This is a genomic window from Priestia sp. YIM B13551, from assembly GCF_042787905.1.
Classification (GTDB): Bacteria; Bacillota; Bacilli; order Bacillales; family Bacillaceae_H; genus Priestia.
In genome coordinates this window covers 1,164,564-1,190,536 of record NZ_JBHZOX010000001.1, presented here as the reverse complement: position 1 = coordinate 1,190,536, position 25,973 = coordinate 1,164,564, and the positions used below count along the sequence as shown (strand labels likewise).

Here is a 25,973-nt window from a genome sequence, read left to right as displayed (position 1 = left end):
GTTCATAACTATTTGTGCTTTCCAGAAATTGAAATTAAGGAAAAATAATACTTCATTCACAAAAAAATAGTGATATTATTTTATGAATTGGAAAAGAATATGGCTTATGAAAGGAGTGAATGCAAATGTCTATGAAAAAGTGGTTAATGGGATTAGTCGTTTTGTGTGCGATGGTTATCGGTGTGATGACTTCAGGATCACTCGGCGTTTTGGCCGAATCCGACGTGGTAAGACAGAAAGCCATAGAGGTTCAGTTGAACGATGATTACTTTAATCCAGAAACCATCACTATCCCGAGTGGAAAAACGACAACATTGATATTGAAAAATGAAGGTCAGAAAGAGCATACCTTCACAGTAGAAAAACTCGGAATTGACGCTGAAGTCCAGCCTGGAAAAGAAAAAACCATTACCGTGAAACCACAAAACCCCGGTACATATGAACTGATATGTAGGTATCATTTTAATAGTGGAATGGTAGGGAAAGTGATAGTCAAATAACAAGCAGGGCCAATCGGTCTCTGCTTTTTAAAGTGAATATAACATACTTTCTTAATTAACATAATGAATTTTAAAGGTATAAATAAATCGTTCACAATTTCAAAAAAGTAATAAATATTTATTTCAAATATATACTAAATGAAGAAAAAGCACAGGAAAGTATAGAATAAAAACAGTATTTATATCCAGGTTATTAAAAAATGTATCCTTAATGAGCAATGAGCATTGTTTAATTAAAAGGAGGAATTTTATATGGGCGATAATCAATCAAATAATTTAGAACAGGTATCAGAGAACAATACAGATGAAACCAAATTAGATGATCTTGAGAAAGAGTTTGTAACAAAGCCTGCTAAGTCTTCTGATCCTTATCAGCATAAATATTATACTGGAGATACTTCTATGGTTTCTAATGCTGTGCCACGAAACGATAAAGAATAAAAGTTTCTTATATATTAATATATAAGAGAAACTTTAGAGCATTTAAGCTTAAGCTCTGTATTTTTTCAAAACCAAAATACATCTCATAAAAAACAGTTATGTTTCATTTATTATTTTAAATTTAAAGTAATCGCTTTCATTTTTTACTTTCTTGAAATCATTTGATAGGTTATAATAAATATCTACAAAAATATTAAATGATATGTAAGTAACAAGCAATTACACCCTTAATATTAAAAAAAAAGAAAAACTCCCTTAACGCACTAGGGGAGTTTTTCTTTTTTAATATCCAATATCTTCTATTCAAACTCGTCAAAAAAGAAGTGTTCACTATTTTGAAGCCCGTTAACTATTCTACTTAATATATGAGTAGGCTACGAAATGTTTACATACTTGTAAATGGGGGATTTACCATATAAGAACATTAATACTTAATTGGAAGAAGAATGAAAAATGAACAATAATACTGAAACCGTTGAAAATAAAGTAGAGGATAAACTAAATGAAATGAGTCAAGAGAAGAAAGACAACATCCTTTCTAGTTTTAACGAATTTAAAAGTTACTTAGGAGATAAAGTCACAAAAGGTGAGAAACTAGGGTTAAATGATAATCAATTAGCTCTAGCAGCTAAAAAAACAGCTGATTATCTCGCAACGCATGAGGAGCCACAAAATGAAGAGCAATACTTGTTACATGAGTTATGGAAAGTTGGAAATGAGGAAGAACAACATCATCTTGCTCATATGCTTGTTAAATTAGTTAAAGAATAATCTAAATCACTTATAGATTGCTATCTGCCATTATTTATTAGGGATTCAAGTGTATTCAATTAACGTAGCAAAGAGCCACTTGCGTAAAGCAATTGGCTCTTTATATTCGTTATGTGTTAGGTAATATCTTTGCAGAAGTAAGAATAAGCCAAGATTGAAATATGGTATCTACAACCCCTTTATTGACAACTTATTAAAAATGTATAACTAAAGAAATAAAGATCAGTTATTCTCTTCCCTCTTTATTCATTTTCTTTAGAATCTTCCTGGTAATGTTCATTTAAGTATAGGTTCTCTGTCGTAGCAAAATTAACAGATTGAAGGCTAGTTTCAGGATCCATTCCATAATAGCCTTTTAGTTCCGCATTTTCTAGCTCGCCACTTCTGAATTGTGGTTCTTTTTTCTCTTTCATGCTGCACCTCTTTTTTCTTATAAATAAAGCTTAGAGAAATATGGTATCAGTTATTCGGTTCTATTTGAAGATGGAAGAAAAGAATGTGAAAATTCCACATTCTTCCTTTCTGACTTTTTATTTTTCTTCTAAATCAAGGACTGGAACCATACGGTCTTCATCATGTGTTCCTCTCGCATGAACGGTAGCCATACTTGATGTTTCATCTACACTTTTAATCCAAATAGGAACTCCGTGGTAATGAACATCAATTTCCTTGGGTGAAGAAAGAATTTGCTTAGCTCGATTTATTTCCATAGTATCACCTCATTTTTTAGTATGTCCCTGCGATACATCAATTAAAAGATAAAGCTATATTTCCCCAACAATAATTTGACTACATGCTATAACTCATTCCCTCAAAAATGAATCTACGCTCTAATCTAACAAACCATCCATTATAGGAGGTTTGCAGTTGTCAATAAAAGAACCAATATATTTATTCCGAAAATCTTCATATTTTCCCATCATTTAAGTCAAAGTAAATATATTATTTGTCAAAAGCAAGGTTTTCAACAACAAACCTGTATAAACAAAGTGGGTGATAAAAGGAATTTTACCCCAATATAATATGTTAAAAGAGGGCATAATACATAAGCCATAATTGAGAATATCTAAAGCAGACAATTTAAAGATCTACACCTTTTTATACAAACAAACGTAAATAAAAAAGCAGTAAATTCCAAAAAAAGTAGGAAATATCTATTTACACAAAGAAGATATAGCATTAATTCTATATATTAAGCAATAATTAAGTTTATATCATACATATAAATAAGGATTAGCTTATTTTATTAGAAAGTTACTTTCACAAACGGGATAACAATATTGAAAATAAAGTTTTTAATATTACATTGACAAGAATGCCAATCCTGCTTACAATTGAAAACGATTATCAACATCAAGTAGGAGGAGACACCGTTATGTCTAAGGGTAAAATTAGTCTGAAAATTAAGTTAGCTTTTATGTTTATTTTAATTTTGTCGACATTATTAGTTGGTTGTTCAAACGCTAATAATGAGGAATCAACATCGAAAGGCAATCATGATAACATGCTTACGATTGCTTGGCCGAGAGATGTAGGAGAAATGAATCCACATGTCTACAATCCTTCACAATTATTTGCTCAATCTATGGTATATGAACCGTTAGTGAGCTATCAAGCCGGCGGTAAGATAAAACCAAATCTAGCTAAGTCATGGGAAATCTCTGAGGATGGTAAAGTATACACGTTTCATTTGCGTGAAGGTGTAAAATTTTCCGATGGAACAGATTTTAATGCAGAAATTGTTAAAAAGAATTTTGACACTATTTTGAATAATAAAGAATTACATAGTTGGTTGGGTTTCATTACAAAAATAGCTCAAACAGAAGTAGTGGATAAAAATACTTTTAAATTAACATTGACTGAACCATATTACCCAACAATTCAAGAGCTAGCTGTAGTTCGACCAGTTCGTTTCTTGGGTGAAGCTGGTTTTCCTAAAGATGGTGATACTTCAAAAGGTATCGTTAAACCGGTAGGTACAGGTCCATGGATTTTAGAAAAGTATAAAGCAGACGAATATGCTATTTATAAACGAAATGAAAATTATTGGGGAGAGATTCCAAAAGTAGAAAAAATCAAAGTGAAAGTTATTCCAGATGCGGAAACGAGAGTACTCGCATTTGAAAAAGGTGATTTGGACATGATTTATGGAGAAGGAGTTGTCAGTCTAGACACGTTTAAGCAATTAAAGTCTACTGGAAAATATGAAACTAGGGTTTCTGAACCAATTGCCACAAGACAGCTTGTTATGAATACAAAAACAGAACAGCTTTCAGATGAACGTGTAAGACAAGCCCTTCATTATGGTTTTAATAAAGAAGCTTTGGTTAAAGGAGTGACTTCAGATTTAGAAGAAAAAGCAGACCATATCTTACCTGCAAATTTACCTTACACGAAAGATGTTGATGTGAAGTTGGTAAAGTATAATGTAGAAAAAGCAAAGGCACTATTAGACAAAGCAGGATGGAAACTCCCTAAAGGAAAAACAGTTCGTGAAAAAGATGGAAAGTTACTTGAAATTGACCTAATGTATGATTCAGCAGAATCAATTCAAAAAGCAATGGCCGAAACTCTTCAATCTGAATGGGCGGCAATTGGTGTGAAATTAAACATTGAGGGAGTTGAACTACCAGACCAAGTTCAAAGATTTAAAGATAATAAATTTGATATTAATTTCTATAGTAATTTTGGTGCTCCTTATGATCCTCATACATTTTTAAACATTGTCTCATCAAAAGGGTATGGGTTTAATGAAGCTATTTCAGCATATCCAAATAAAGATGAATTAATTAAACAAATGGCGAAGGTTCCTCAAACAACAGATGAAAAAGAGCGCCAACAGCTCTATTCATCTATTTTAAAGTCAATACAAGACCAAGGAGCTATTATTCCTATTTCGTATATGAAGAAAACAGCCATTTATCAAAAGAATGTAACGAATTTTAATTTCCCTGCTAATCGTGACGAGAATCCATTCACAGGAATTAGCATCAAACAGTAACTAGCAGGAGGTTTTCATGGGCAATTATATACTGAAACGAATTATGTCCATCATTCCAGTTTTTCTTTTGGCCACACTTCTCACGACTGGAATGGTTCACCTTTCATCGGTGGATCCAGCTGAAGCTTATTTAACAGCAGCCCATATCCAGCCGACTGATGAGATTTTAGCTCAAAAAAGACATGAGTTTGGTTTAGATCAACCATTCTTTATTCAATATGCAAACTCTATTATGAAGATATGCCAACTTGATTTTGGCATATCTTATGTTTCGAATAAGCCGGTTTGGGATGAGGTTATATATCGAATACCAGCGACCATCCAACTAGCTATAGTAAGTATATTAATAGCCGTGTTCGTCAGCGTGCCTCTTGGATTTCTGGCGGGAGTAAAGAAAGGTAGCGCTATTGATCATTTTAGTCGTTTACTTTCCTTTTTTGGTGCATCTATTCCAAGTTTTTGGCTGGGCTATATATTGGTCTTTTTCTTTTCTGTTAAGCTTAACCTTTTTCCAGTTGAAGGGATTGGGACATGGCAGCATCTTGTACTGCCTTCCATTACGCTAGCTCTTCCTTTAATAGCAATGTATACAAGATTATTACGTGCCAGTGTTCTTGAAAACTTGCAGCAACCATATGTGCTATTTGCTCGAACTAGAGGACTTAAAGAAAAAACGATTATGACAAAGCATGTGCTGAGAATTGCTATTTCTCCAATGATAACTGGGCTTGGAATGAATCTTGGGAAATTACTTACGGGCACAATTATCGTTGAATCGGTTTTTTCTTGGCCTGGATTTGGCCGTTATTTCATTGAAGCTATTTTTAATCGTGATATACCTGTTATACAATGCTATGTACTAATAGCGGCTAGTTTATTTATTTTGAGTAACTTAATTGTAGATATAGTTCAAATGTATATCGACCCACGTATTTCCAGGAAAGAAGGGCAACATCGATGATAACAAGTATACGTACGATATTTAAAAATGAAAAAGTAATTCCCATATGTTCAACGATATTAGGTATTCTTTTTATCATCGCCATTTTGGCCCCTTGGATTACACCAAATGATCCCGTTGCCGTCAATTTGGCTTATAAATTGCAGCCTCCAAGCTGGAATTTCCCATTAGGAACCGATCATTTAGGAAGATGTAACTTGTCACGTATTTTATATGGAGCACGCATCTCATTAGGTTTTGCTATACTTATTTTCATTTCATCATTAGCCATTGGTTTAATTATTGGAACTTTTTCAGGTTATAAAGGTGGCTGGGTCGATCATGTTTTAATGAGATTTTGCGATGCTGTTATGGCTTTTCCAAGCCTTATTCTTGTATTAGGATTGGTTGGTATATTTGGTCCTGGACTGTCACAAGTAATCTTAGCGCTGATGCTTGTACAATGGGTTTATTACGCGAGAATGTTCCGAGGAATGGCCCTTAGTTTGAAAGAGCAGAACTTTATCCCTGCTGCGAAGATCAGTGGTTCTTCTCAATGGAAGATCATTAAAAATCATATTATCCCCAATGTGTTACCCCCGCTTGTCGTAATGGGTACACTGGAAATGGGCTGGGCAATCATGGATATATCTGCTATGTCTTTTCTGGGATTAGGCGTTCAGTCTCCTACACCTGAATGGGGAGCAATGATTCACGAAGGAAAATCATATATTCGGACGAATCCGGAACTGATGCTTTATCCAGGTTTGTCTATTATGCTTGTTATTGTTACATTCAATCTATTAGGCGAAGCATTATCAGAGCGTTACGGTGTCAAACGTCGATTTTAAAAAGGAATGAAGAAAGTTGGGAACAGACAAGTCAAAAGTATTACAAGTTAGAGATTTACATGTTCAAATAAAAGCAAAAAACGGTATTACAACTCTCGTTCAAGATATCAATTTTGAACTGAAGCCTGGGGAGATTCTTGGTCTTATTGGTGAAAGCGGTTGTGGTAAAACCGTCACAAGTATGTCTATTCTTCAGCTCCTTAATCGTAAGGAAACAACAATTGAAGGGAGCATAATGCTAAAAGGGCAAGAATTAAACGGTTTAGCTGAGAAAGAAATGCGTAAGATTCGTGGCAAGGACATAGCGTTTATTATGCAAAACCCGATGAATGCTTTTACACCAGTTTTTACTATTGGGCACCAATTTGTTGAGACTATTCGCTCTCATACGAGCTTGAATAAAAAACAGGCAACAGAGCTTGCTATTGAGTCAATGAAACAAGTAAACTTACCTGACCCTGGCAAGCTTTTGAAATACTATCCTTTTCAACTAAGTGGGGGTATGCTTCAACGAGTAATGATTGCTATTGCAGCAAGCTTGCATCCAGCTGTTATTATCGCTGATGAACCGACCACCGCGTTAGATGTAAATAATCAGAAGAATGTACTACGTCATTTGGATAAAATTCGTTCCGAATATGGTTCAGCAATTTTATTAATATCACACGATCTAGGAGTTGTCTCTGAAATGGCAGATGAAGTAGCCGTTATGCAGCATGGAAAAATAGTAGAAAAAGCAGGTGTATTTCAGCTGTTTGATTCACCCAAGCATGAGTATACAAAGAAGCTGTTAAATGCAAGACCAACATTATATTTAGAAGAACCTATGACCAACTTAATTTGATATGTGGAAAGCATTTTATAAGAGGTGAACAAGTGAGTTTATTACAAGTAAATGAAGTCACTCATAGCTACGGAAATCGAACTTTTTTCAAATGGCAAAATCGTTCTAAGAAAGTACTTTCTGATATCTCCTTCTCTATTGAAGAAGGGACATGTTTAGGAATGTTGGGTACGAGTGGAGCCGGTAAAAGTACGTTAGGAAAAGTAATCCTTGGTTTGGAAAAGCCAAAGCATGGACAGATTCTTTTTCAAGGACATGATATCTATACGGTAGATAAGTACACTCGCCAAAAAATTCGGCGTGATCTTCAAGTTGTTTTTCAAGATTCATACTCAGCAGTTAATCCCCGAATGACCGCTGAACGTATTATTGCAGAGCCGTTAGAAAACTATGAGAAATTAACATTAGCTGAACAAAAACGAACCGTAATTGAATTATTAGAAAAAGTAGGACTCGGTGAAAAGGACTTAAAAAAATATCCACATCAATTTAGTGGTGGTCAGCTGCAAAGAATCAATATTGCAAGGGCAGTCTCTCTTAAGCCGAAGCTCATTGTCTTAGACGAATCTGTAAGCAGTCTAGACATGGTTACGCAAACTCTTATTCTAGAACTATTAAGAGAGTTAAAAGAAGACTTTGGCTTATCGTATTTTTTTATTACACATGATATCAAAGCCGCTTGCATGATTAGCGATACATTAGGTGTATTAGAAAAAGGAGAATTAATTGAACATTATAATTCGAAAAATGAGTTCTTTAGTTCAGAAAATCCTGTGGTAAAAGAGATGAGAGGTTCTATACTTGCCGAGCATCCACGTTTTCGCTCGATTAGAACAAAGAGCAATTATATTTAATTTAAAGATATTACTATACTCATGCATTTTAAGGCCTCGATTTCATCCACGTAATCGAGGCTATTGCTGTTATGTTTAACTCGAAACGATAGAAGGAGGCCAGTTGGATGAATCATCGTACGTATCTTACTTTGGCGATTCCCCTGACAATCTCAACGATGACTACGCCCTTATTAGGTGCGGTGGATACCGCGGTTGTCGGGCAACTTTCAGCTCCAGCTTATATTGCAGGAGTTGCGGTAGGAACTCTTATTTTTAATACGTTATATTGGGTATTTGGCTTTTTAAGAGTTAGTACATCCGCCTTTGCTGCACAAGCAAATGGGGCAAGCGATCCAGATCAGGGAGTACTTGCTTTATCCCGCCCGTTTTTATTAGCTTTAATAGTAGGGATGCTTTTTATTCTTTTACAATGGCCGATTGAACATGCGGCTCTCCTAGTGATTTCTCCCGATGCTGATGTAAGTAGGTTTGCAGTAGAATATTTTAGAATTAGAATATGGGGAGCACCCTTTATACTGATGAACTATGTGATTCTTGGTTGGTTAATGGGGATGGCTAAGATTAAAGAATCTTTATGTTTACAGATACTAACAAATGTTTTAAATATGCTTTTAGCTATTCTTTTTGTCCATGTTTTTTCTTTTGACGTACAAGGAGTTGCTACAGCAACCTTGATTGCTGAAGTTACAGCCTTCATATTAGGATTATTCATTATTTTGAAAGTATCTCCATTTAAATGGAAAATGCCATCCATTCAGGCACTTATAGATACAAATTCTACGAAGAGGATGTTTAATGTTAACAAGGATTTGTTTATTCGAACTATTTGTTTATTAGTCGTTATTAATATGTTCACAGCAAAAGGTGCTTCGTTTGGCACAGAATTTCTAGCTGCAAATGCTGTATTATTTCAAATTCACTATATAATGGCTTATTTCTTTGATGGATTTGCTAATGCTTCTAGTATCCTAGTTGGCAAAGCAGTAGGGTCAAATGATAAAGAATTATTTAAAAAAACACTTACTTTGTCTAGACAGTGGTCGATAATAACAGCTGTTATTATAGCTAGTTTATATGCACTTTTTCAAAAGCAGGTTGTAGGGCTATTTACAAATTTGCCTGATGTGATTGAACTTTCACTTACGTATGGAGTATGGCTTATCATCTACCCCTTTGTTGCTTGTTTTGGCCTTGTCCTTTATGGGGTTTTTACAGGAGCAACTGAAATTGCTCCCGTTCGAAATTCTATGATTTACGCGATGGTTGTCTATATCATTATACAGATTACAGCAACTCCTATCTGGCATAATCATGGCCTATGGCTGGCTTTCATCATCTATACTATCGGGCGATCAGGGTTCCTAGTTATGTACACTCCGCGATTAAACAAAAAATTGGTAGAGCTAAAGGGAGAAGGCTGAAAAAATTATAACAAAATAGTTCCGGTTCAATTATGGAGGAATCCATCAAACGCCGATCTACTGCCGGTGCTGCTACTCTCTTAAATAGAGGGTTATTAAGAAAGAAATCGGTCAGGGAGGACGGCCTTCTTTCTTAATAAAGGTCTGTTAAATGATGAGTAGATTTTTATTTAAGTAAAGCAAGAAAGAAATAAGCAAGCAGCCAAATGCTTTTTAAGAAAGCTTTGGCTTTTTTGCACGTTTCCAAAGCTTAATTCTCTAAGACTCTTGAACCTCAAATCACTGGGCAAATTAAAGGGATTACAGACCTTGACATACAGCACTTATATTATGATTGGAATTTAGATCACCACTCCGGAATTTTTGTGGGAGTGTGTCTGGACGATTTGAAAGCCGATTTGACTGAGGGTGACCCTTACCCAGGAAAACAAGCAATTCATGATCGAATTATAAAGATGAGTGAGATTGCCCAAAAAGGACCTGAAAAAATTTCTTCATATAAATTAAGCGATCGTACATTGGTCATCGTACGCGAGGGAATACTGGTGGCTATTGAAAAGCAGCTAATTTCGTTGGGTTTTGATGATACCTTACGCATCTCTAAACGTCCTTTGGAAAAAGGAATCTTACGACAAAACGATGACTATGATGAGATATTAAATGCAGACATTCTTGATATTTTTGTAGATTGGGATTTTGAAAAGGATAATAGTATCATTACGCTTATCCTAAAACCAAAAAATTAATGAGGCAGTAATGAATTGGACACACTGTGCCAAAAATAAGCCGAGGAAGCAAAGGACATACCTTTTCTTTTTCGGCTTATTTTTGTTGTCTAAAAAGAGTAAGTCCTTTTATAACGGAATAATCCCCTAAAACAGCACCTGAAAATAGGATGTGCCAACAGAAAGGATTTGGTCGGGATGGCTGATAATCATGAGATTGTATTGTTTATAAAAGAGCTTCGTCGATTGTTGCAGGATTACCAAAAGTATGACAATGAATTATACAAAGAAGAAATTAGCAAGGATATACTACTTTTAAGTACCATTATCTATGGAAGTAAAATTGTAATTTTAAATGAAAGAAGAATCTTTAAACACAGGAAATACAAAGCTAAACAGAAACCAATCTCTTAAAGGTATACTAGTATGCCTCGTTTACACTTTATAAAAAGTGAATTCTTATTACCGAAAATGATCTTATGATGAAGAAGGATTTTTCATAAAACATCACGAATAGTATACCTTATGAAACTAGAAACTAGGTGCACCATCTATGGATAAAACGAAACTGGAAAAAGAATTAAGTAGCTATATGGGAAGGTTACTTCGTGAAAACTTTGGAAGAGGTCCTGGAGGTGTATTCACCGTCATTTCTCCTCCTTTTATAACCGTTTATTTTAAAGCCTTTTTATTACCTTTAGAAAAGGCTTTGTTAGACAAGGGACAAGTTATCTATGTTCAAAAAACACGTGATTTGTTAATGGAGACTTTAATTGAAGAGATAAAAGGATATATACAATTAAATATACATTTAGATATTAAAGAATTTTATTATGATTGGAATTTAGAGCTGCAGTCTGGGATGTTTATCATGATCCATTCTGATAAAGAAAACATAGCTAATCATTCCTATAGAAATCAGAAATTGCTGCATAAAGAAGTTGAGGAAGTAACTCAAAAAGCGGAAAAGTTCCCTCACAATGTTTCTTCTTATCTATTAGATCAGAGAACACTTCTTATAATCAGGGAAGGTATTATGGTAACTATAGAGAAAGAATTAGTTCAATTAGGATTTGAAGAAAACCTTACATTGGCTAAAAGAAATCTCGAAAAAAGGCTACTTTATGAACATAGTCAATCATTAGAAGTAATTTTAGATTCAAAGGTAACAGATATACTAGTAGCATGGGACTTTCATAAAGATAAAAGTACAATTCTTCTGATTTTAAACCCAACTTCATAACGGCACTGATAAGCTAGGCACTGAACTAGATGTAGGCCAAAAAGAAAGGTTATCTAACCTTTCTTTTTGGCCTATTGTTTTTTTACTACTATTAAAATAAAGAAAGTGGTGATACTTATGCTATTTCAATCGGATGAAGGAAAGGAACCTTTAACTGTTGAGATACAAACTGAAGTGGATATAGTAGAAGCGCGTCAGAAAGGGCGAATGTTCTCTAACTGCTTAGGCTTCAGCACACTTGATCAAGCCCGAATTATTACGACTATTTCAGAATTGTCCAGAAATATATATAAATATGCCACTACCGGAAAAATTATAATGGAAATAATAGAGAAACAACCTGAAATAGGACTCAAAATAATAGCTATAGATAAAGGACCAGGCATTAAACATATTCAAAAAGCGCTAGAAAGTGGCTATACAACGTCAGGAGGGTTAGGCGTTGGTTTATCAGGGGTGAAAAAATTAATGGACGAATTCACCATATCAACTCAAGAAGACCATGGCGTTAACATTCAGGTTATAAAATGGAAAAAAAGAAATAAGTAAAAGGAACCCAAGTTAAAGTGTAAACGTTTATCTACAACAGTAGGTAAAGATTTGTATAGATTTATCAGTAGTTAGACTGAAAAATATATTTTTCATTAAGCACTATTAAGGTCAAGAAATTTTAAAAAGTTTAAGAAAGAACGGACTTCCTCTTTACAAAAGACTCCTTTATTGAATAGGAGATAGCTTCTAAAAATATCATCCCCTGTTGATCCTGCTCTAGGATAAGGTTAAGATATTTCACATGCGTGAGTTGGTACCTTCAGCATGTGCTTCTCCTCTATTAACTCTTAGCAGTAGGACAAAAATTTTTCTTCGTAGTAGTCACAAGAGGCTTAGAAAAATGAGAAAAGGTGTAGAAAATTATGAGCAAGTGCATTTAATCGTTAAAATAATTGATCATAATCAAGTCTCAAAAACCATGGATTCTTGGAAATTATTAATAATGATAATTGTGATATAAACAGTACAAGTATATAATTGTGTGAAAAAAGGATGGATACTATGCCGATTAATTCGTTTGAAAACTATCCGATGAGCTGGAAACCATCTGTTGATAAAACAAGAAAGCCTATTTATCAAGCCATTGCAGGACAATTGGAACAGGAATATTATCAAGGGAGTTTTATTACTTGGAACAAAACTTCCTCCACAGAGAGAGCTAGCCGATTATTTAGATTTAAATTTGAGTACGATTTCAAAAGCATTTAAAGTGTGCGAGCTAAAGGGTTTATTAAGTGCTACTGTTGGAAGCGGTACATTCGTATCGTATGATGCGTTATCGAATGCGTATTTACTCGAAGATATAAAGCCTAGCCACTTAATTGAAATGGGCGCGACACTGCCAGACAATGATTCATACGAGCCGCTTCTCCTTCAACTAAAAGATATGCTACAAGAGACTGATTACGAAAAGTGGTTTAGTTATGGGAGGCCAGGTGAAAGTCTTTGGCAAAAAGTTGCAGCTGTAAAGCTGATGAGAAGAGGCGGATTCGAAACAACAGTTGATCACATTTTATTTGCAAATGGAGGACAAAATGCAATTGCTACAATACTAGCGAGTCTTTGTCAGCCTGGAGATCGCATCGGGGTTGATCATCACACTTATCCAGGTTTGAAAACGGTTGCAGCTATGCTTAGTATACAATTAGTACCGATAAAATCAAAGAATTATGAAATGAGTCCAACTGCTTTTGAATATGCATGTAAAAATGACCATATTAAAGGCATTTACTTGATACCAGACTATCATAATCCAACTGCTTGCTGTATGTCTGTGGAAAACCGAGAAAGGCTTGCCGTGATTGCAAAAAAATATAACCAATTTATTATTGAAGATGCAACGTATCATCTCCATCATGAGCAACCAATGCCAGCAGTGGCATCGTATGCACCAGAACAAGTCATCTATATTGCGAGTTTATCAAAATCAATAGCACCAGGGTTACGACTAGCATATGTAGCAGCGCCTAGTCGATTTAAAGAGCCTATTTCAAAGGCACTTTATAATTTAAACATATCAGTTTCACCATTATTAGCAGAGCTAACAGCACGTATTATTGTGTCAAATCAATTTGAACCCTTAGTAGAGAATCATCGTGAACAAGCTATTCTCAGAAATCGAATTGTAAATCAATATTTAGAAAATTACACGTGCTGAATTTGAAACATTAGATGCGCAGCAGGGCGTACAAGTGTATGCAGCAGAACGCTTTGTAGTGGGAAACAGTTGTCCAGACAGAGCTGTAAGGATCGCTGTCTGTGCACCGAAAACGATTGGAGAGTTTGAGCAAGGATTGATTATCCTTAAACGTTTACTTAACGACTATATATAATATTGTTTGCCATACAATTATAATATTGTATGGTTTTTTTATGCGTGTTATGATAATCCAAATCTAGTGAGAATATTTTTAAAAATAGAATGAGTTTTTCTGAAAGGAAGGTTATGATGGTAAACGAGGATCATGTAAAAGTTTTAGACACCCAATCAACTTGTTTACAAGAATATGTTACTTCACCAGAGAAACAAAAAGCTTTATATAAACGCACCTTATTTGTTGTAAGTGTTTCTCAAATCTTTGGCGGTGCAGGATTGGCAGCAGGAGTTACTGTCGGTGCACTTATTGCACAGCAAATGCTTGGTACAGATGCTTATGCAGGAGTACCGACGGCGCTATTTACCTTAGGATCTGCAGGAGCTGCTTGGTTAGTAGGAAAGCTCTCTCAAAAAAAAGGGCGTCGTGCAGGACTTACGACGGGTTTTATTCTAGGGGGAGTTGGAGCGATTGGTGTTATTTTTTCTGCCATCCTTAATAGTATTTTTCTTCTTTTTCTTTCGCTCCTCGTTTATGGATCAGGAACAGCTACTAATCTACAGGCGCGTTATGCAGGAACAGATTTAGCCAAAGCAAAACAACGGGGGACCGCTGTTAGTATGGCCATGGTTTTCACTACATTTGGAGCTGTTGCAGGTCCGAATTTAGTTGACGTAATGGGAGATTTTGCTCTTTCTATTGGTGCCCCAGCACTTGCGGGACCTTTCATTTTAGCAGCAGTTGCATATATAGTAGCTGGTCTTGTATTTTATATTATGCTGCGTCCGGATCCGTTACTGATTGCAAGAGCGATAGAAGCGAATAAACAAGAACGTGATACTCAAAAAAATTTAACAAATACTGAGCAATCAACCAACAAAAAAGGAGTGGCTGTTGGGGCCACAGTTATGGTTCTTACTCAAATTGTCATGGTTGCTATAATGACCATGACACCTGTGCACATGAGACATCATGGCCACGGGCTAACTGAAGTAGGAGTTGTAATTGGCTTTCATATTGGTTCTATGTATTTTCCTTCATTATTTACAGGAGTCTTAATTGATAAAATTGGACGAACGGCGATGACAATTGCTTCAGGAATTATCCTTCTTTTAGCTGGGCTGGTAGCAGCTATGGCACCGAGTGATTCAATGGTTCTTCTATTGGTTGCTCTATCGTTACTTGGATTAGGATGGAACTTAGGGTTAATTAGCGGGACAGCTCAAATAGTGGATGCTACAGAACCATTAACACGTGCGAAAACACAAGGTACTATAGACGTTTTAATTGCTTTAGCGGGAGCTTCCGGAGGAGCTTTATCCGGAATGGTTGTGGCTCAATCAAGTTATGCCGTTTTATCATTAAGTGGAGGGATTCTATCTTTGATATTAATTCCGGTTATCATATGGGCTTATAGGAGTACAGGTGAAAATAAAGTTAAAGTAGGTCAAGGACTTTAATTTATCTGTGGCATGGAGGCCTAGCTCTCAAATAAGTCATGTCACTCAAATTTACTTGTATTCTTCCACTTCCGTTTAAAGAATTGAATTCTTTTTACAGAGACTACATTGACATTTCAATTACACGAATGACCTTCTACCTAACAGAGGGGAAGGTTTTTCGATTTTAATTATTCATTAAGACTAACATTAATCGCCGCGTTGTTTATATTGTTTAAAATAGTTTTATTTCTTAACGTAATCCTACCTGACAAACAATCATCCTTTTTCAAGTACGCTAAAAGCATACGTTTATGATACATAGATTTTGACATAATCTTTGGAACATTTCTACCCATATTAGGGGCGCAATGGAGGGGGGAGTGTGTAAAAAGGTTCCCCCTCAATTAACTCAGTTATATAAACAAACAATACTCATATACATTTATTGAATGGCTTCTTTAAACTTGTCACGGAATAAAACATAATTCGATAAAGAGTACATAGGAGGAGAAAACATGTTTGTTCATATAGTTCAACCTGGTGATACCCTGTCTTTAATAAGCAGTAGATATGATTATCCCATTGCGCAGCTTAGGAGTGTGAATGGGTTAGAAGAAACGAATATTGTTCCAGGTCAAGCCTTACTTATAGCTTCTTATGTATACAGAGTTCAACCTGGTGATACAATGAGCAGCATTGCTAAAAAAGCTTATGTGTCCCTAGAACAATTAAAAAGGGCTAATCCTTCAGTCCATTATAATTATTTGCAGGTGGGAATGAAAATAAAAATTCCTAACATATCAAACTACATTGCAGGTACACTGCAATACTATGCTGTTCGAAATCCAGAGTTAGACCGCAGTTTAATTACTGATTTTGCAACTTATTCCTCGTCCATTTCTATCTTTGAATATCATTTTGGCAGCAATGGAGATATAATGAATAATTTAAACGATTTAGTAGCGATTGAAACGACTTGGAAAAACCGAGTTACACCGTTAGTTACGATTACTAATCTAACTTCTGAAGGATTTAGTTCTGATCTTGCCCACCAAGTTTTAAACAATCCTCAGGCAAGAAACAATCTTGTGAATAATATTTTTTATTTAGTATCTAGAAAAGGCTACGGCGGGGTGAATATTGATTTTGAACGTGTAAAGGCCGAGGATAGAGATCTTTTTACAGGATTTTTACGTCAGCTGGGTGAACGTTTAAAACCTGCCGGATACGTGCTGACCATAGCGGTTCCAGCCAAGACAAGCGAAGATATTCCTTGGTTAAAAGGATATGATTACGGGGGAATAGGTGCCGTTGTTAACTATATGTTCATTATGGCATATGATTGGCATCATGCAGGCAGTGAACCAGGGCCTGTTGCACCTATTACTGAAGTAAAAAGAACAATAGAATTTGCCATAAAAAGTGTTCCGCGAAGAAAACTTATCATTGGAGTCCCTTTGTATGGATATAACTGGTCAATTCCTTACAAGCCTGGCACAGTAGCATCCGCTATATCCAATCAAAATGCGATTAAAACAGCGATGAGATATCAGTCTCCCATCCAATATTCTAAGGAGTATAAATCACCATTTTTTCAGTATAGAGATCAAGCGGGACAGATGCATGAAGTATGGTTTGAAGATGTAAGAAGCATGAGTGAAAAAATGGTGTTAGTTCGTAAATTTGGTTTGCAAGCAATAGGAGCTTGGCAATTAACGCTTGGATTTACGCCAGGGCCTTGGCTTTTAAAGAAATTTTTCACTATTAGAACGGTATAAATAGCACTAATTTTTATGGATCAATTTAGATATTTTTCAGTTAACAGTTATTCGATATACGTGGTTAACAATAAAATAATTCTATTTATAGTAACTTATAAGAGATTGGAGGCAGTGCTATGGCAAAAAGGATAGATGTCTCAATAAAGCAGCATCAATTAAAACTATATGATGGAGCTAAATTAGTAAAGACATATCCTATTGCTGTAGGGAAAATGATCACTCCAACTCCAACTGGAAAATTTAAAATTATTAATAAAGATACTACCCCTCCAGCTGTATTTGGTCCCTTATGGATGGGACTGTCAAAACCTACATATGGAATACACGGGACTAATGATCCAGCTTCTATTGGCAGAGATATGTCACATGGATGTGTCAGAATGGACAATGAAGATATTCTAGAACTTTCCTCTGCAGTTCCTATTGGAACGCCGGTTTATATACATAAATAATAGTTTAAGAAGAGCAAGACTGCTTACATTTAGCTAATTGTCGAGATCGAGGTTATCAAAGTTTAAGTATATGCTATACAATCATGGGCTTTTTGTACGAAAACAAAAAAGTACCCCGATTAACAGAGGTACTTTTAGCATTTTAACTTATTTTGATGCTGGAGACGTAGTAACTTCTGGAGACGTTACTTTGTCATAAAAATCTATGAATTTGTCACGATCCTCGCTATCACGGTAAGCCATAGCAACACGTGGATGTTCATTCAGTACGCCAGAAATCATGTAAGGAATGATATAGCCCCATTCCCACTTTTGACGCATTTCAAGCATATGCTTTTCAATTACGCCAAGAATCGGTTTCATCTCATAGCTTGGTTTTGGTATGTAGCTAACAAGCAGCTCTGTGTTACAGTTACCAGCTGCGCGGCCCATACCATAAACAGATGAATCAAGGAATGTAACGCCATTACGCATCGCAGTTAATGTATTAGCAAAAGCTAGCTGCATGTTGTTATGCGTATGGATACCAAGCTGTTTGCTAGGAATCATGGCTTGAAACTTTTTCACTTGATGCTCAATATCCGCAGGGTCTAGGCTTCCAAAGGAGTCAACGATATATACAACATCTACAGGGCTTTTCTTTACCATTTCAAATGCTTCAATAAGCTGATTTTCCGGTACGCTAGATAGTGCCATAATGTTAAGTGAAGTCTCATAGCCCAAATCGTGAAACATTTTTATAAGCTCTAAGCCTTTATCTACTTCGCGAATATAGCATGCCACTCGAATCATATCTAACATACTTTGTTCACGCGGCAGGATGTCGTTTGGATCTACACGCCCAATATCTACTAAGGCAGATAGCTTCGTAAACTTTTTCTCAGGGATAATTTCTTTGAGAAAGTTATCGTCAAGAAATCTCCATGGATTGGGCTCGGTTGCTTGAAGAAGCTTAGGTGAATTTTTATAACCGATCTCCATATATTCAACGCCGGCTGCGCTTAGGCCGTTATATAAGTCTTGCACAAATTCAACGCTAAAATCCCAATTATTAATTAAACCTCCGTCACGAATGGTACAGTCTATAATTTTGCTATTATGTTCCATGGTAGTTGTTTCCTCCTATGTATTCATTTATATGAGTATTATTTTAAACTTTATCGCTTTTATGCTTTTAAGCACTAAACTCTCCTATTGTGTTTATACCATGACTGATTCAGAGGCGTCAATGTATTTTCTAAATGTGTCTCTGTTTTACTGTATTCCATGGGCAGGAGATGCTTTGGCTTTTCATCCGCTTGCTGCTCTTAAAACAACATCAAGTTCAGCAGTACAACCCCTAGTATATACAAATACAGCGCATCTTACAGCACTACTTACTGCAATAAAGATTGTTTTTTAAGTGAAACTGTTTATTAGAGAGGGAACTACCATTAGTATTTAGGTTATAGGTTTAGAGTTCTCTATAATTAATCCATAAATTTGGGAAGAGATTTAAAACATGATAAATAAGAAACTTTTTTCACATTAACAGTTGTATAGGAAGTATTAGTTGTTACTTAATTATTCTAATTTACTTATCTTTACATCGTCCAAAATGTAAGGAATGATAAGAGTATAGAGGTAATAAACATCGCAATCAACGGCTTTAATGCTTTTGTTCGAAGAGCCTTCATACTTACATTTAACCCTAAGCCGACCATAGCCATTGTTAAAAGAAAGGTAGTTAGAGTTGAAATATCATTCATGATCGTTTTAGGTATTATAAAATACTTACCGACGACATAACTCCCAAAAATACTCATGATTATAAAACCTATTAAAAACCAAGGGAATTCAATCTTCGTATCCTTTTCAATTTTTCCTGTTCGCTTCATCCAGTACATTAAGATAAAGCTTAATGGCACAAGTAAGAGCACTCTGCCTAACTTAGCCAACAGTCCAATAGCTAGGGCATCGCGTCCAGCCGGTGCTGCAGCTAGAGCTACATGGGCAATTTCATGGAGACCTACGCCTGACCAAATTCCATATTGAATATTTGTTAAATGTATATAAGGTCTTAAAATGGTATATCCAATCGCAAATAGGGTTCCCACTAAAGCAATAACACCAGCTCCGATAGCTGTATCTTCTTCTTTTGCTTTTACAATCGGAGAAACAGACGCAATAGCTGCGGCACCGCATATTCCTGTTCCTATCCCTAAAAGAAGGGATAAACCACTATCAGCCTTCATCCATTTGGCTAGAAAAACCGTTAAAACAATCGCAAATACAGCCGTTCCCACATCGCGAAGTAACAATCCTAACCCGTGATGAATAACAACATCAATATTAAGCTTTAGTCCATATAAAACAATCGCATAGCGTAACAGCTTTTTAGAAGAAAATTCAATTCCAGATCTTATTTTTTCAGGGTACCCCCAAATTTGACGATAAATGACTGCCATTATAATTGAACAGGCTAGTGGACCGATATGATTAAACCCTGGGACTTTCGCTAAGCCATAAGCAAGTAAAGCAAAAAGAAAAGTAAAAGCAACTCCTCCAGTCCATAAAGAAACAGTAGATGATGTTTTAGCATTTGTTCGTGAAAATAGATTCTGCTTTTGGGCTTTATTTATAGTTATCATACATTTCATCTCCAATATGAATTCTTATCAAGCGCAGCTTCACACAAGAAGTGTATATTTTAACTATAAAAGACCGTTTATTATTAGTAAAATATAGATAAATGATGATTATAATTAAAAATATTAATGAACAATACAAAAAAACAGCAAGTTGATTTTCAGTGACTCTGAAGATCAACTTGCTGCTTTTGTTGGTTTTTATCCCTTAATACACGTTTTGATATCTGGTTTAAAGGTTGTGTGTGTTGGTTCATGTTTTTTCTCCTTTACTTCATATCGGTTTTCTTACATTTTTTTAGAGTAATATTAAATTAGATTGCCTTTTTAGTTATCTAATTAGATAAAGAAAGGACAACTTTTGGTTACGAGCGGCCACTATTTCTTTGCCTAATTTAGTGTAACAGAATAGTCTCCTTAGAATTGTCAAAATTAAAATAAGATAAAAAGCAACCTCTGGTGATAGGGAGTTTGCTTTTTTATTTGTTCACATAATCCGAATGTTTCTAAAATAAAATAGACAATATATTGACTAAATTCTCGAAGTGTAATACTCTTATTTTAGACATTATATTGTCTAAAATGGAGGCTGAATATGGATATTTATAAAGAGCTTTTCTTAATGCAGCAAACTTACGCTACTTTATTTTCTCTGGCAAATAAAATCCAAGTAAAAGGTGATAAATCTCTTGAACTTTTAACATCAAGACAGCATATGGCGATGGTGGCAATTGCTCATTTACCTGAAGATGAAACAACATTGAATAATATCGCTAGAAAATTAGGAACCACAAAACAAAGCGTCAAACAGTTAATTACCATTATGGAAAAGAAGGGTTATGTTGACGTAGTTCCTAGCAGTAAAGACAAGCGTGCAGTTAACGTAAAAATTACAAAAGCGGGAAAAGTGGCACTGCTTGTTGTCTCAGAAAAAGGAATTTTCTTTTTGGAAGAACTTTTTAAAAAGTTCTCAACTGAAGAGCTGGAAATAATGTGGAAGCTTTTAAAGAAACTCTATAGCTTTGATGGGGAAGAACATGATGGATTTGAAGAAGAAGGCAACATCAAAATGGATGATGATCACAATGAATTACAGTTGAGAGTAATAAGGGAGCTTGAAAGTCGAAGAGTTCAAGCAATTGATAATATGAGAAAGAATATATAAAAAAACTCGATAGGCTAATCTAACTTAAAGCATATCGATTAATCCTTTTAAAATTTTAAAAATAAAGGATAAGGGAGAGCAATCATTATGTTTGAAATCAGCGATGAAACATTACGGTTAATTAATAAAACCTGTAAAGGAAAAAAACACTTAAAATTAACCGTTGGCTACTTAAAGGACAATAATCCTGTTACAAAAACTTATAACGAAGGCGGTGAAATAGATTCATCAAAAAAATATCATTATGAAATTGGTTCTATTACGAAAACTTTCACTGTATCGCTGCTCTCAAAGTATGTATCTGAAAACAAGCTGTCAATAAATGACTCTATACAAAAATACATAAAAGAAATTAAAGAAGACACGTATTATCCCACATTGCTTCGCCTTGCTATTCACTCTTCTGGATATTCAGGAAGCTTACCTTTAAATAAACGGGAATATTTTAAAATAATTTTAGGTTTGATTTTTGGCGGAAGTGATTTGAACAAAAATAATCCGCTGCATATGGATTTTAACAAAATGAAGATGCTAATCGAAAGTAATAAATTGAAAGAAGTAGATTATTCATGGAAATATTCCAATTTCGGCATCTCACTTATTGGGTACGTGTTGGGAATGGTATCGGGCAGGGGATATTGGGATACCATGAATGACTTTTTTCATAATGAGCTCGGACTAAAGGATACTTGTTTAGGCAGCTCAAATAATAATCTACAGGGTTATGACCGCAAAAATAATAATTGTGGCAACTGGCAGTGGGACAAGGAAAATTTTATATCACCTGCCGGGGCGGTATCCTCAACCGCTGACGATTTACTTAAATACGCAAAAATAAATATGTATGAAGATAAACCATATCTTTCTTTTTGTCATAAAAAACACGGGAATGGAACAAAGAAGTTTGATATGGGTCTTGGATGGTTGCTTTTAAAGAAAAACAATAATGTAGTGTTGCACGGCGGTGGAACAGGATGCTTCAGCTCATTTTTAGGGATTGATAAAGAAAAGAAAGTTGCGTCCGTCGTTTTAGCTAATTATAGACTAGGTAGAAATAATGATGAACATATAGGAATGTCTTTATTAGAAAGCCTGCAAAAGTCAAAAGATATATAAGAATAGTCTACAAAAAAACGAAGAAAATTAGTCTATTACAGTTCACCTTACCCCTTTAATTTCAATTAATTGAGAGATTATCATCAATATACCCAACTTCAAGAAGCATAGATTACGCTTCTTTTTTTGATGAAACCGTGCTATTATCATTAAGGTTTATGAAGAACAGAAGATTTTTGTTTTTACGTGCATTCTTTTGGTATAGTGTTAGAAATAAGGAGTGGATAGGTTGGTTTTTACTGAATTCTTCCAGCAGTTTCCCGTAAAGGTTTTAACGGTAGCGCTGCTGATTATACTTATCGTTTATTTTATTCGCAAATTCATTAAGCTTTTCTTTGACAAAACGAGCTTCTTAGATGAAAAACGAGAAGAGACGCTGATGCATTTTTCTAATCAGGTGACAAGAGTAGTAGGCCTGGCTTTTTTCTTTATTTATGTGCTTAGCCATTTCTTTGACTTCGGAAAGATACTCACTAGTTCAGTAGTGTTGGCCAGTGCCTTGGCAATAATCCTCCAGCATATTATCCGTGATTATATAATGGGACTGACTTACTTGTTTGAACGCCAGATCCATCACGGAGATTATGTTATTCTCAACGGAAACCGCCAAGGGAAAATAGAAGAAATCACCATGCGCTACTTAAAGATTCGTCAGTATGACGGTTACCTCTATACAGTCTCATATAGCAACATTACGGAACTACAGAACGGAACCCGAGGAAGACGCCGAGTAAATGAAAGTCTTATTCTCAACTATAGGCAAAATCCGGACGATGCCTTCAAAGTAATGGAGCAAGTAGCACAAACATGTAACGAGAAATATGGTCAATATTTGTTGAAAGATGTGAATGGAATTCCTATAGAGAGCTTTCAATTCAATCAAATTACTGAACTGAACGTAGATTTTAAAGGTCACCAATATTCATTATCAGGACTTGTGAAGGAAGCAGATTTTGTAGAAGCGGGTCAAAAGGTGAGATATGAACTCGCAATGGCTGCCTACAAAAATGACCTAATGATGGCTGAAAGCTTCGAGACAAGTCATTAAAAATAAAACTCGTATCTTGTTTATATACAAGCTTTTATACTTAAGATAAAAACACCCTTTTAATTTTTAAAAAGGGTGTTTTTATTTTTAAAAATATCTATTAAGTACTTCTCCAGTACAAATTAATTATCTGAAACAGAAAAAATTAATTTGTACATCTAAATTATTCTTCTAGTGACATGGTAAAATTAAACAAAATACTAAAAAAGGTAAAGGGGGAGTAACTATGTCACAAAAAGCTGATTATACAAAAATTAACTCAAAAATGTGGGATGAGTGGGCTTCAGCTGGAGGAGAATGGTCATTAGCTATTAATCATCAAGACTTTGTAGATGCAACTCAAGGTGTTTTTGATATTTACTTAACACCTTGTAAGCCTGTTCCACATAACTGGTTTATTCCATTTAAAAAAGCAAAAATATTGGGACTTGCTAGCGGAGGAGGACAGCAATGCCCAGTCTTTGCAGCACAGCATGCAGAAGTTACAGTGTTTGACTACTCTGATAAACAATTAGAATTAGAAAGAATGGTGTCCGCTAGAGAAGGCTATTCTATTGATTTAGTTAAAGGCGATATGAGTAAGACATTTCCCTTTGAAGATGAGACGTTCGATATGATTTTTAATCCCGTATCAAACTGCTATATTCAAGATGTTGAACACGTTTGGCAAGAATGTTTTAGAGTTCTAAAAAAAGGTGGCGTTCTGCTATCTGGCTTTGCAAACCCTGCTCTTTATTTATTTGGAGAAGGTGAGAAAGCATTACAAGTGGTTAATAAATTACCTTATGATGGAACTAAAAACACGGTAGAAAATGATGAAGAGCTTATAAAGAATGGCGGTGTACAGTTTAGTCATTCTTTAGAAACTCAAATTGGAGGACAGCTAAAAGCTGGATTCACCCTACAAGATCTTTATGAAGATCATCACCACAAGGGGAAAATCACTGAATATATGCCTTGTTATCTGGCAACTAAATCCATTAAATAATAGTTGGTTATCATGTTGAATGAGCTACCTCAACTTTTTCCAATACGGCGTCACAGTGGAGTGGTGGCTCAAAAATGAGATGCCATATTCACCGAGAGAAATGGCAGAAAAAGTAGGGAGCTTTTAGAAAGAAACTTATAAGCTTAGGTTTAGTTGAACAAAAGCTTTAAAAGAATAAAATTATCCATCTCCTATTCTTAATTATAGTATCTTTTTTGTTTTGATTTGGTAATAAAGGGTAAATATTCTAAGAATCACCTAAAAATAGGAGGAGATCAAATGAGAAAAGCGAAACAAGCTGTTGTAGCTTCTGCCGTAGGTTTAGCTGTGTTAGCGACGCCATTAGCTCTACCGAATTTAGGAGGTTCTGCAGGCTCCGCAGAAGCTGCAGAAGTTGGAGGAGACGTAACAGTTGATCCCGTAGCCATAGGACAAGCGATTGCAGATGCGGCTAAAACAGCCGACAATCGAAGTGGGTTCGTTAAGGGAGCAATGGAAAAAGCATTCTTTGAATCAGGTCAACAATATAATGTAATAGTTATGAATTTGAGCCAAGGGTATAATTCAGATCAATTACAAGGTGTTCAATATTTTGATACCGTAGATTATGATGGTATTACGTATGGTGTCTGGGTATTTGAAGAAGGAACATTTATTAATGAAGGCGATGGAGGTTATGATAACTGGGCTTTCAGAGGATGGTTTGAACGAACAGGAGATGACGAAAAAACAGTCGATTTTCATAGACCTTAATTAAAAATAAAGATAAAGATAACAAGAGATTCCCATCAGGGAAGAGCGTATGAAGAGCCTTTACCGTCATGGTAAAGGCTCTTCTCATTTAATAAGTTTTCGTTTTAATTAAAGAAGAGGTGGAGTTAGTATAGTTTCATGGACACCACTTAATTAAGTCCTTACATTATAAAAAACAAGGCATCATTAAAAAGAAGTAAAATATAGTTAAGGAGTTTATTTAAAGCGTTAAGATTTTTTTAATTCTTCTTCCTGCTGACTTATATAAGCATTGCCCCACTTCTCTAAAGATTTTAGTATTGGAACAAAACTTTCTCCAAGATCTGTTAAATAATATAAAACCCTTTTAGGGTTATCGTTTGTTTCTTCCCTTTCAATCAATCCGTTTTTTTCCATATTCCTAAGCTGCAGTGTAAGGATGCGCTGGGTAATACCCGGTATTTCACGGCGCATTGCATTATAATACATGGGTGATTTTGATAACAAAGATAAAATAATACCTTTCCATTTACCACCCATAATATGCATCGTTAACTCAATTGGACAAGCATGTTTTACAGTTAACGTACAAGGACCGTATTGATCACTTTTAAAGTCTGACATTTTCTCACCTCAATGGCTAGTAACAAAATTGTGCCTTC

Annotated in this window: 27 protein-coding genes and 2 pseudogenes; 24 read left to right on the top strand and 5 right to left on the bottom strand. The window is 35.2% G+C overall.

What is annotated here, in order from left to right:
- Window positions 1-125: 125 nt before the first annotated feature.
- The 3 genes from ACFX4N_RS06070 (at window position 126) to ACFX4N_RS06060 (ending at window position 1,712) form a co-directional block, all read left to right on the top strand.
- A complete protein-coding gene (locus ACFX4N_RS06070) occupies window positions 126-500 on the top strand; it encodes a cupredoxin domain-containing protein (protein WP_013056415.1) in 375 nt (124 codons plus the stop codon).
- Window positions 501-752: 252 nt separating this feature from the next.
- Window positions 753-941: a hypothetical protein gene (locus ACFX4N_RS06065; protein WP_098325660.1), complete on the top strand. Its 189-nt coding sequence runs from the start codon at window positions 753-755 to the stop codon at window positions 939-941.
- Between the two features lie 453 nt (window positions 942-1,394).
- Complete coding sequence (locus ACFX4N_RS06060) at window positions 1,395-1,712, top strand: DUF3243 domain-containing protein (protein WP_053487096.1); 318 nt, start codon at window positions 1,395-1,397, stop codon at window positions 1,710-1,712.
- Between the two features lie 242 nt (window positions 1,713-1,954).
- Here ACFX4N_RS06060 and ACFX4N_RS06055 read toward each other — a convergent pair whose 3' ends face one another.
- Window positions 1,955-2,125 (bottom strand): hypothetical protein, encoded by a 171-nt coding sequence (locus tag ACFX4N_RS06055; RefSeq protein ID WP_013056419.1) that lies wholly within the window; start codon window positions 2,123-2,125, stop codon window positions 1,955-1,957.
- Between the two features lie 117 nt (window positions 2,126-2,242).
- Window positions 2,243-2,422: an H-type small acid-soluble spore protein gene (locus ACFX4N_RS06050; protein WP_013056420.1), complete on the bottom strand. Its 180-nt coding sequence runs from the start codon at window positions 2,420-2,422 to the stop codon at window positions 2,243-2,245.
- Between the two features lie 665 nt (window positions 2,423-3,087).
- On the opposite strand from ACFX4N_RS06050, the gene nikA reads away from it, so the two are divergent.
- From nikA to ACFX4N_RS05980, 14 genes and pseudogenes are all read left to right on the top strand, one after another.
- Window positions 3,088-4,713, top strand: a complete 1,626-nt coding sequence (gene nikA, locus ACFX4N_RS06045) for a nickel ABC transporter substrate-binding protein (protein WP_192100670.1) — start codon at window positions 3,088-3,090, stop codon at window positions 4,711-4,713.
- Between the two features lie 16 nt (window positions 4,714-4,729).
- On the top strand, window positions 4,730-5,674 hold the full coding sequence (gene nikB / locus ACFX4N_RS06040) for a nickel ABC transporter permease subunit NikB (RefSeq protein ID WP_013056422.1): 945 nt from the start codon (window positions 4,730-4,732) through the stop codon (window positions 5,672-5,674).
- Entirely contained in the window at window positions 5,671-6,504 is an 834-nt protein-coding gene (gene nikC, locus ACFX4N_RS06035) for a nickel ABC transporter permease subunit NikC (protein ID WP_013056423.1), read from the top strand. The genes nikB and nikC overlap by 4 nt, the downstream gene beginning before the upstream one ends.
- A gap of 16 nt (window positions 6,505-6,520) precedes the next feature.
- Window positions 6,521-7,348 carry a nickel import ATP-binding protein NikD gene (gene nikD / locus ACFX4N_RS06030; protein WP_013056424.1) on the top strand — a complete coding sequence of 276 codons (828 nt, stop codon included), beginning with the start codon at window positions 6,521-6,523 and terminating at the stop codon, window positions 7,346-7,348.
- A gap of 32 nt (window positions 7,349-7,380) precedes the next feature.
- Window positions 7,381-8,202, top strand: coding sequence for a nickel import ATP-binding protein NikE (gene nikE, locus ACFX4N_RS06025; protein WP_013056425.1), 822 nt, complete (start codon window positions 7,381-7,383; stop codon window positions 8,200-8,202).
- Between the two features lie 107 nt (window positions 8,203-8,309).
- Window positions 8,310-9,626, top strand: a complete 1,317-nt coding sequence (locus tag ACFX4N_RS06020) for an MATE family efflux transporter (protein WP_013056426.1) — start codon at window positions 8,310-8,312, stop codon at window positions 9,624-9,626.
- A gap of 386 nt (window positions 9,627-10,012) precedes the next feature.
- Window positions 10,013-10,372 carry a Na-translocating system protein MpsC family protein gene (locus ACFX4N_RS06015; protein WP_231101709.1) on the top strand — a complete coding sequence of 120 codons (360 nt, stop codon included), beginning with the start codon at window positions 10,013-10,015 and terminating at the stop codon, window positions 10,370-10,372.
- A gap of 177 nt (window positions 10,373-10,549) precedes the next feature.
- The gene (locus ACFX4N_RS06010; RefSeq protein ID WP_041816524.1) at window positions 10,550-10,765 is read left to right on the top strand and encodes a hypothetical protein; all 216 of its coding nucleotides are present in this window, start codon (window positions 10,550-10,552) and stop codon (window positions 10,763-10,765) included.
- Window positions 10,766-10,904: 139 nt separating this feature from the next.
- Window positions 10,905-11,594 (top strand): Na-translocating system protein MpsC family protein, encoded by a 690-nt coding sequence (locus tag ACFX4N_RS06005; protein ID WP_013056428.1) that lies wholly within the window; start codon window positions 10,905-10,907, stop codon window positions 11,592-11,594.
- Between the two features lie 117 nt (window positions 11,595-11,711).
- On the top strand, window positions 11,712-12,143 hold the full coding sequence (locus tag ACFX4N_RS06000) for an anti-sigma regulatory factor (protein ID WP_013056429.1): 432 nt from the start codon (window positions 11,712-11,714) through the stop codon (window positions 12,141-12,143).
- A 504-nt stretch (window positions 12,144-12,647) separates the two neighbouring features.
- A pseudogene (locus tag ACFX4N_RS05995) lies at window positions 12,648-13,978 on the top strand (aminotransferase-like domain-containing protein).
- Between the two features lie 113 nt (window positions 13,979-14,091).
- The gene (locus tag ACFX4N_RS05990) at window positions 14,092-15,420 is read left to right on the top strand and encodes an MFS transporter (RefSeq protein WP_244659726.1); all 1,329 of its coding nucleotides are present in this window, start codon (window positions 14,092-14,094) and stop codon (window positions 15,418-15,420) included.
- Between the two features lie 497 nt (window positions 15,421-15,917).
- Complete coding sequence (locus tag ACFX4N_RS05985) at window positions 15,918-17,180, top strand: glycoside hydrolase family 18 protein (RefSeq protein ID WP_013056431.1); 1,263 nt, start codon at window positions 15,918-15,920, stop codon at window positions 17,178-17,180.
- Window positions 17,181-17,299: 119 nt separating this feature from the next.
- Window positions 17,300-17,635, top strand: a complete 336-nt coding sequence (locus ACFX4N_RS05980; RefSeq protein ID WP_013056432.1) for a L,D-transpeptidase — start codon at window positions 17,300-17,302, stop codon at window positions 17,633-17,635.
- 147 nt (window positions 17,636-17,782) lie between these two features.
- On the opposite strand, the gene ACFX4N_RS05975 is transcribed toward ACFX4N_RS05980, so the two are convergent.
- On the bottom strand, window positions 17,783-18,742 hold the full coding sequence (locus ACFX4N_RS05975; RefSeq protein WP_098239470.1) for an aldolase catalytic domain-containing protein: 960 nt from the start codon (window positions 18,740-18,742) through the stop codon (window positions 17,783-17,785).
- A 31-nt stretch (window positions 18,743-18,773) separates the two neighbouring features.
- Between ACFX4N_RS05975 and ACFX4N_RS05970 the strand changes: the two genes are divergently transcribed.
- Complete coding sequence (locus ACFX4N_RS05970; protein ID WP_142346447.1) at window positions 18,774-19,037, top strand: hypothetical protein; 264 nt, start codon at window positions 18,774-18,776, stop codon at window positions 19,035-19,037.
- 181 nt (window positions 19,038-19,218) lie between these two features.
- On the opposite strand, the gene ACFX4N_RS05965 is transcribed toward ACFX4N_RS05970, so the two are convergent.
- Window positions 19,219-20,265, bottom strand: a complete 1,047-nt coding sequence (locus tag ACFX4N_RS05965) for a YeiH family protein (protein ID WP_013056434.1) — start codon at window positions 20,263-20,265, stop codon at window positions 19,219-19,221.
- Window positions 20,266-20,857: 592 nt separating this feature from the next.
- On the opposite strand from ACFX4N_RS05965, the gene ACFX4N_RS05960 reads away from it, so the two are divergent.
- The 6 genes and pseudogenes from ACFX4N_RS05960 (at window position 20,858) to ACFX4N_RS05935 (ending at window position 25,332) form a co-directional block, all read left to right on the top strand.
- Complete coding sequence (locus tag ACFX4N_RS05960) at window positions 20,858-21,427, top strand: MarR family winged helix-turn-helix transcriptional regulator (RefSeq protein WP_013056435.1); 570 nt, start codon at window positions 20,858-20,860, stop codon at window positions 21,425-21,427.
- Between the two features lie 87 nt (window positions 21,428-21,514).
- Window positions 21,515-22,543 (top strand): serine hydrolase domain-containing protein, encoded by a 1,029-nt coding sequence (locus ACFX4N_RS05955; protein WP_063671204.1) that lies wholly within the window; start codon window positions 21,515-21,517, stop codon window positions 22,541-22,543.
- A gap of 229 nt (window positions 22,544-22,772) precedes the next feature.
- A complete protein-coding gene (locus tag ACFX4N_RS05950) occupies window positions 22,773-23,591 on the top strand; it encodes a mechanosensitive ion channel family protein (RefSeq protein ID WP_013056437.1) in 819 nt (272 codons plus the stop codon).
- A gap of 226 nt (window positions 23,592-23,817) precedes the next feature.
- Entirely contained in the window at window positions 23,818-24,579 is a 762-nt protein-coding gene (locus ACFX4N_RS05945) for a class I SAM-dependent methyltransferase (RefSeq protein WP_053487102.1), read from the top strand.
- Between the two features lie 43 nt (window positions 24,580-24,622).
- Window positions 24,623-24,720, top strand: a pseudogene (locus ACFX4N_RS05940) (TetR-like C-terminal domain-containing protein); the annotation flags it as partial.
- 138 nt (window positions 24,721-24,858) lie between these two features.
- Window positions 24,859-25,332, top strand: a complete 474-nt coding sequence (locus tag ACFX4N_RS05935) for a hypothetical protein (protein ID WP_013056439.1) — start codon at window positions 24,859-24,861, stop codon at window positions 25,330-25,332.
- A gap of 228 nt (window positions 25,333-25,560) precedes the next feature.
- Here ACFX4N_RS05935 and ACFX4N_RS05930 read toward each other — a convergent pair whose 3' ends face one another.
- The gene (locus ACFX4N_RS05930) at window positions 25,561-25,935 is read right to left on the bottom strand and encodes a winged helix-turn-helix transcriptional regulator (RefSeq protein ID WP_013056440.1); all 375 of its coding nucleotides are present in this window, start codon (window positions 25,933-25,935) and stop codon (window positions 25,561-25,563) included.
- Window positions 25,936-25,973: the final 38 nt, after the last annotated feature.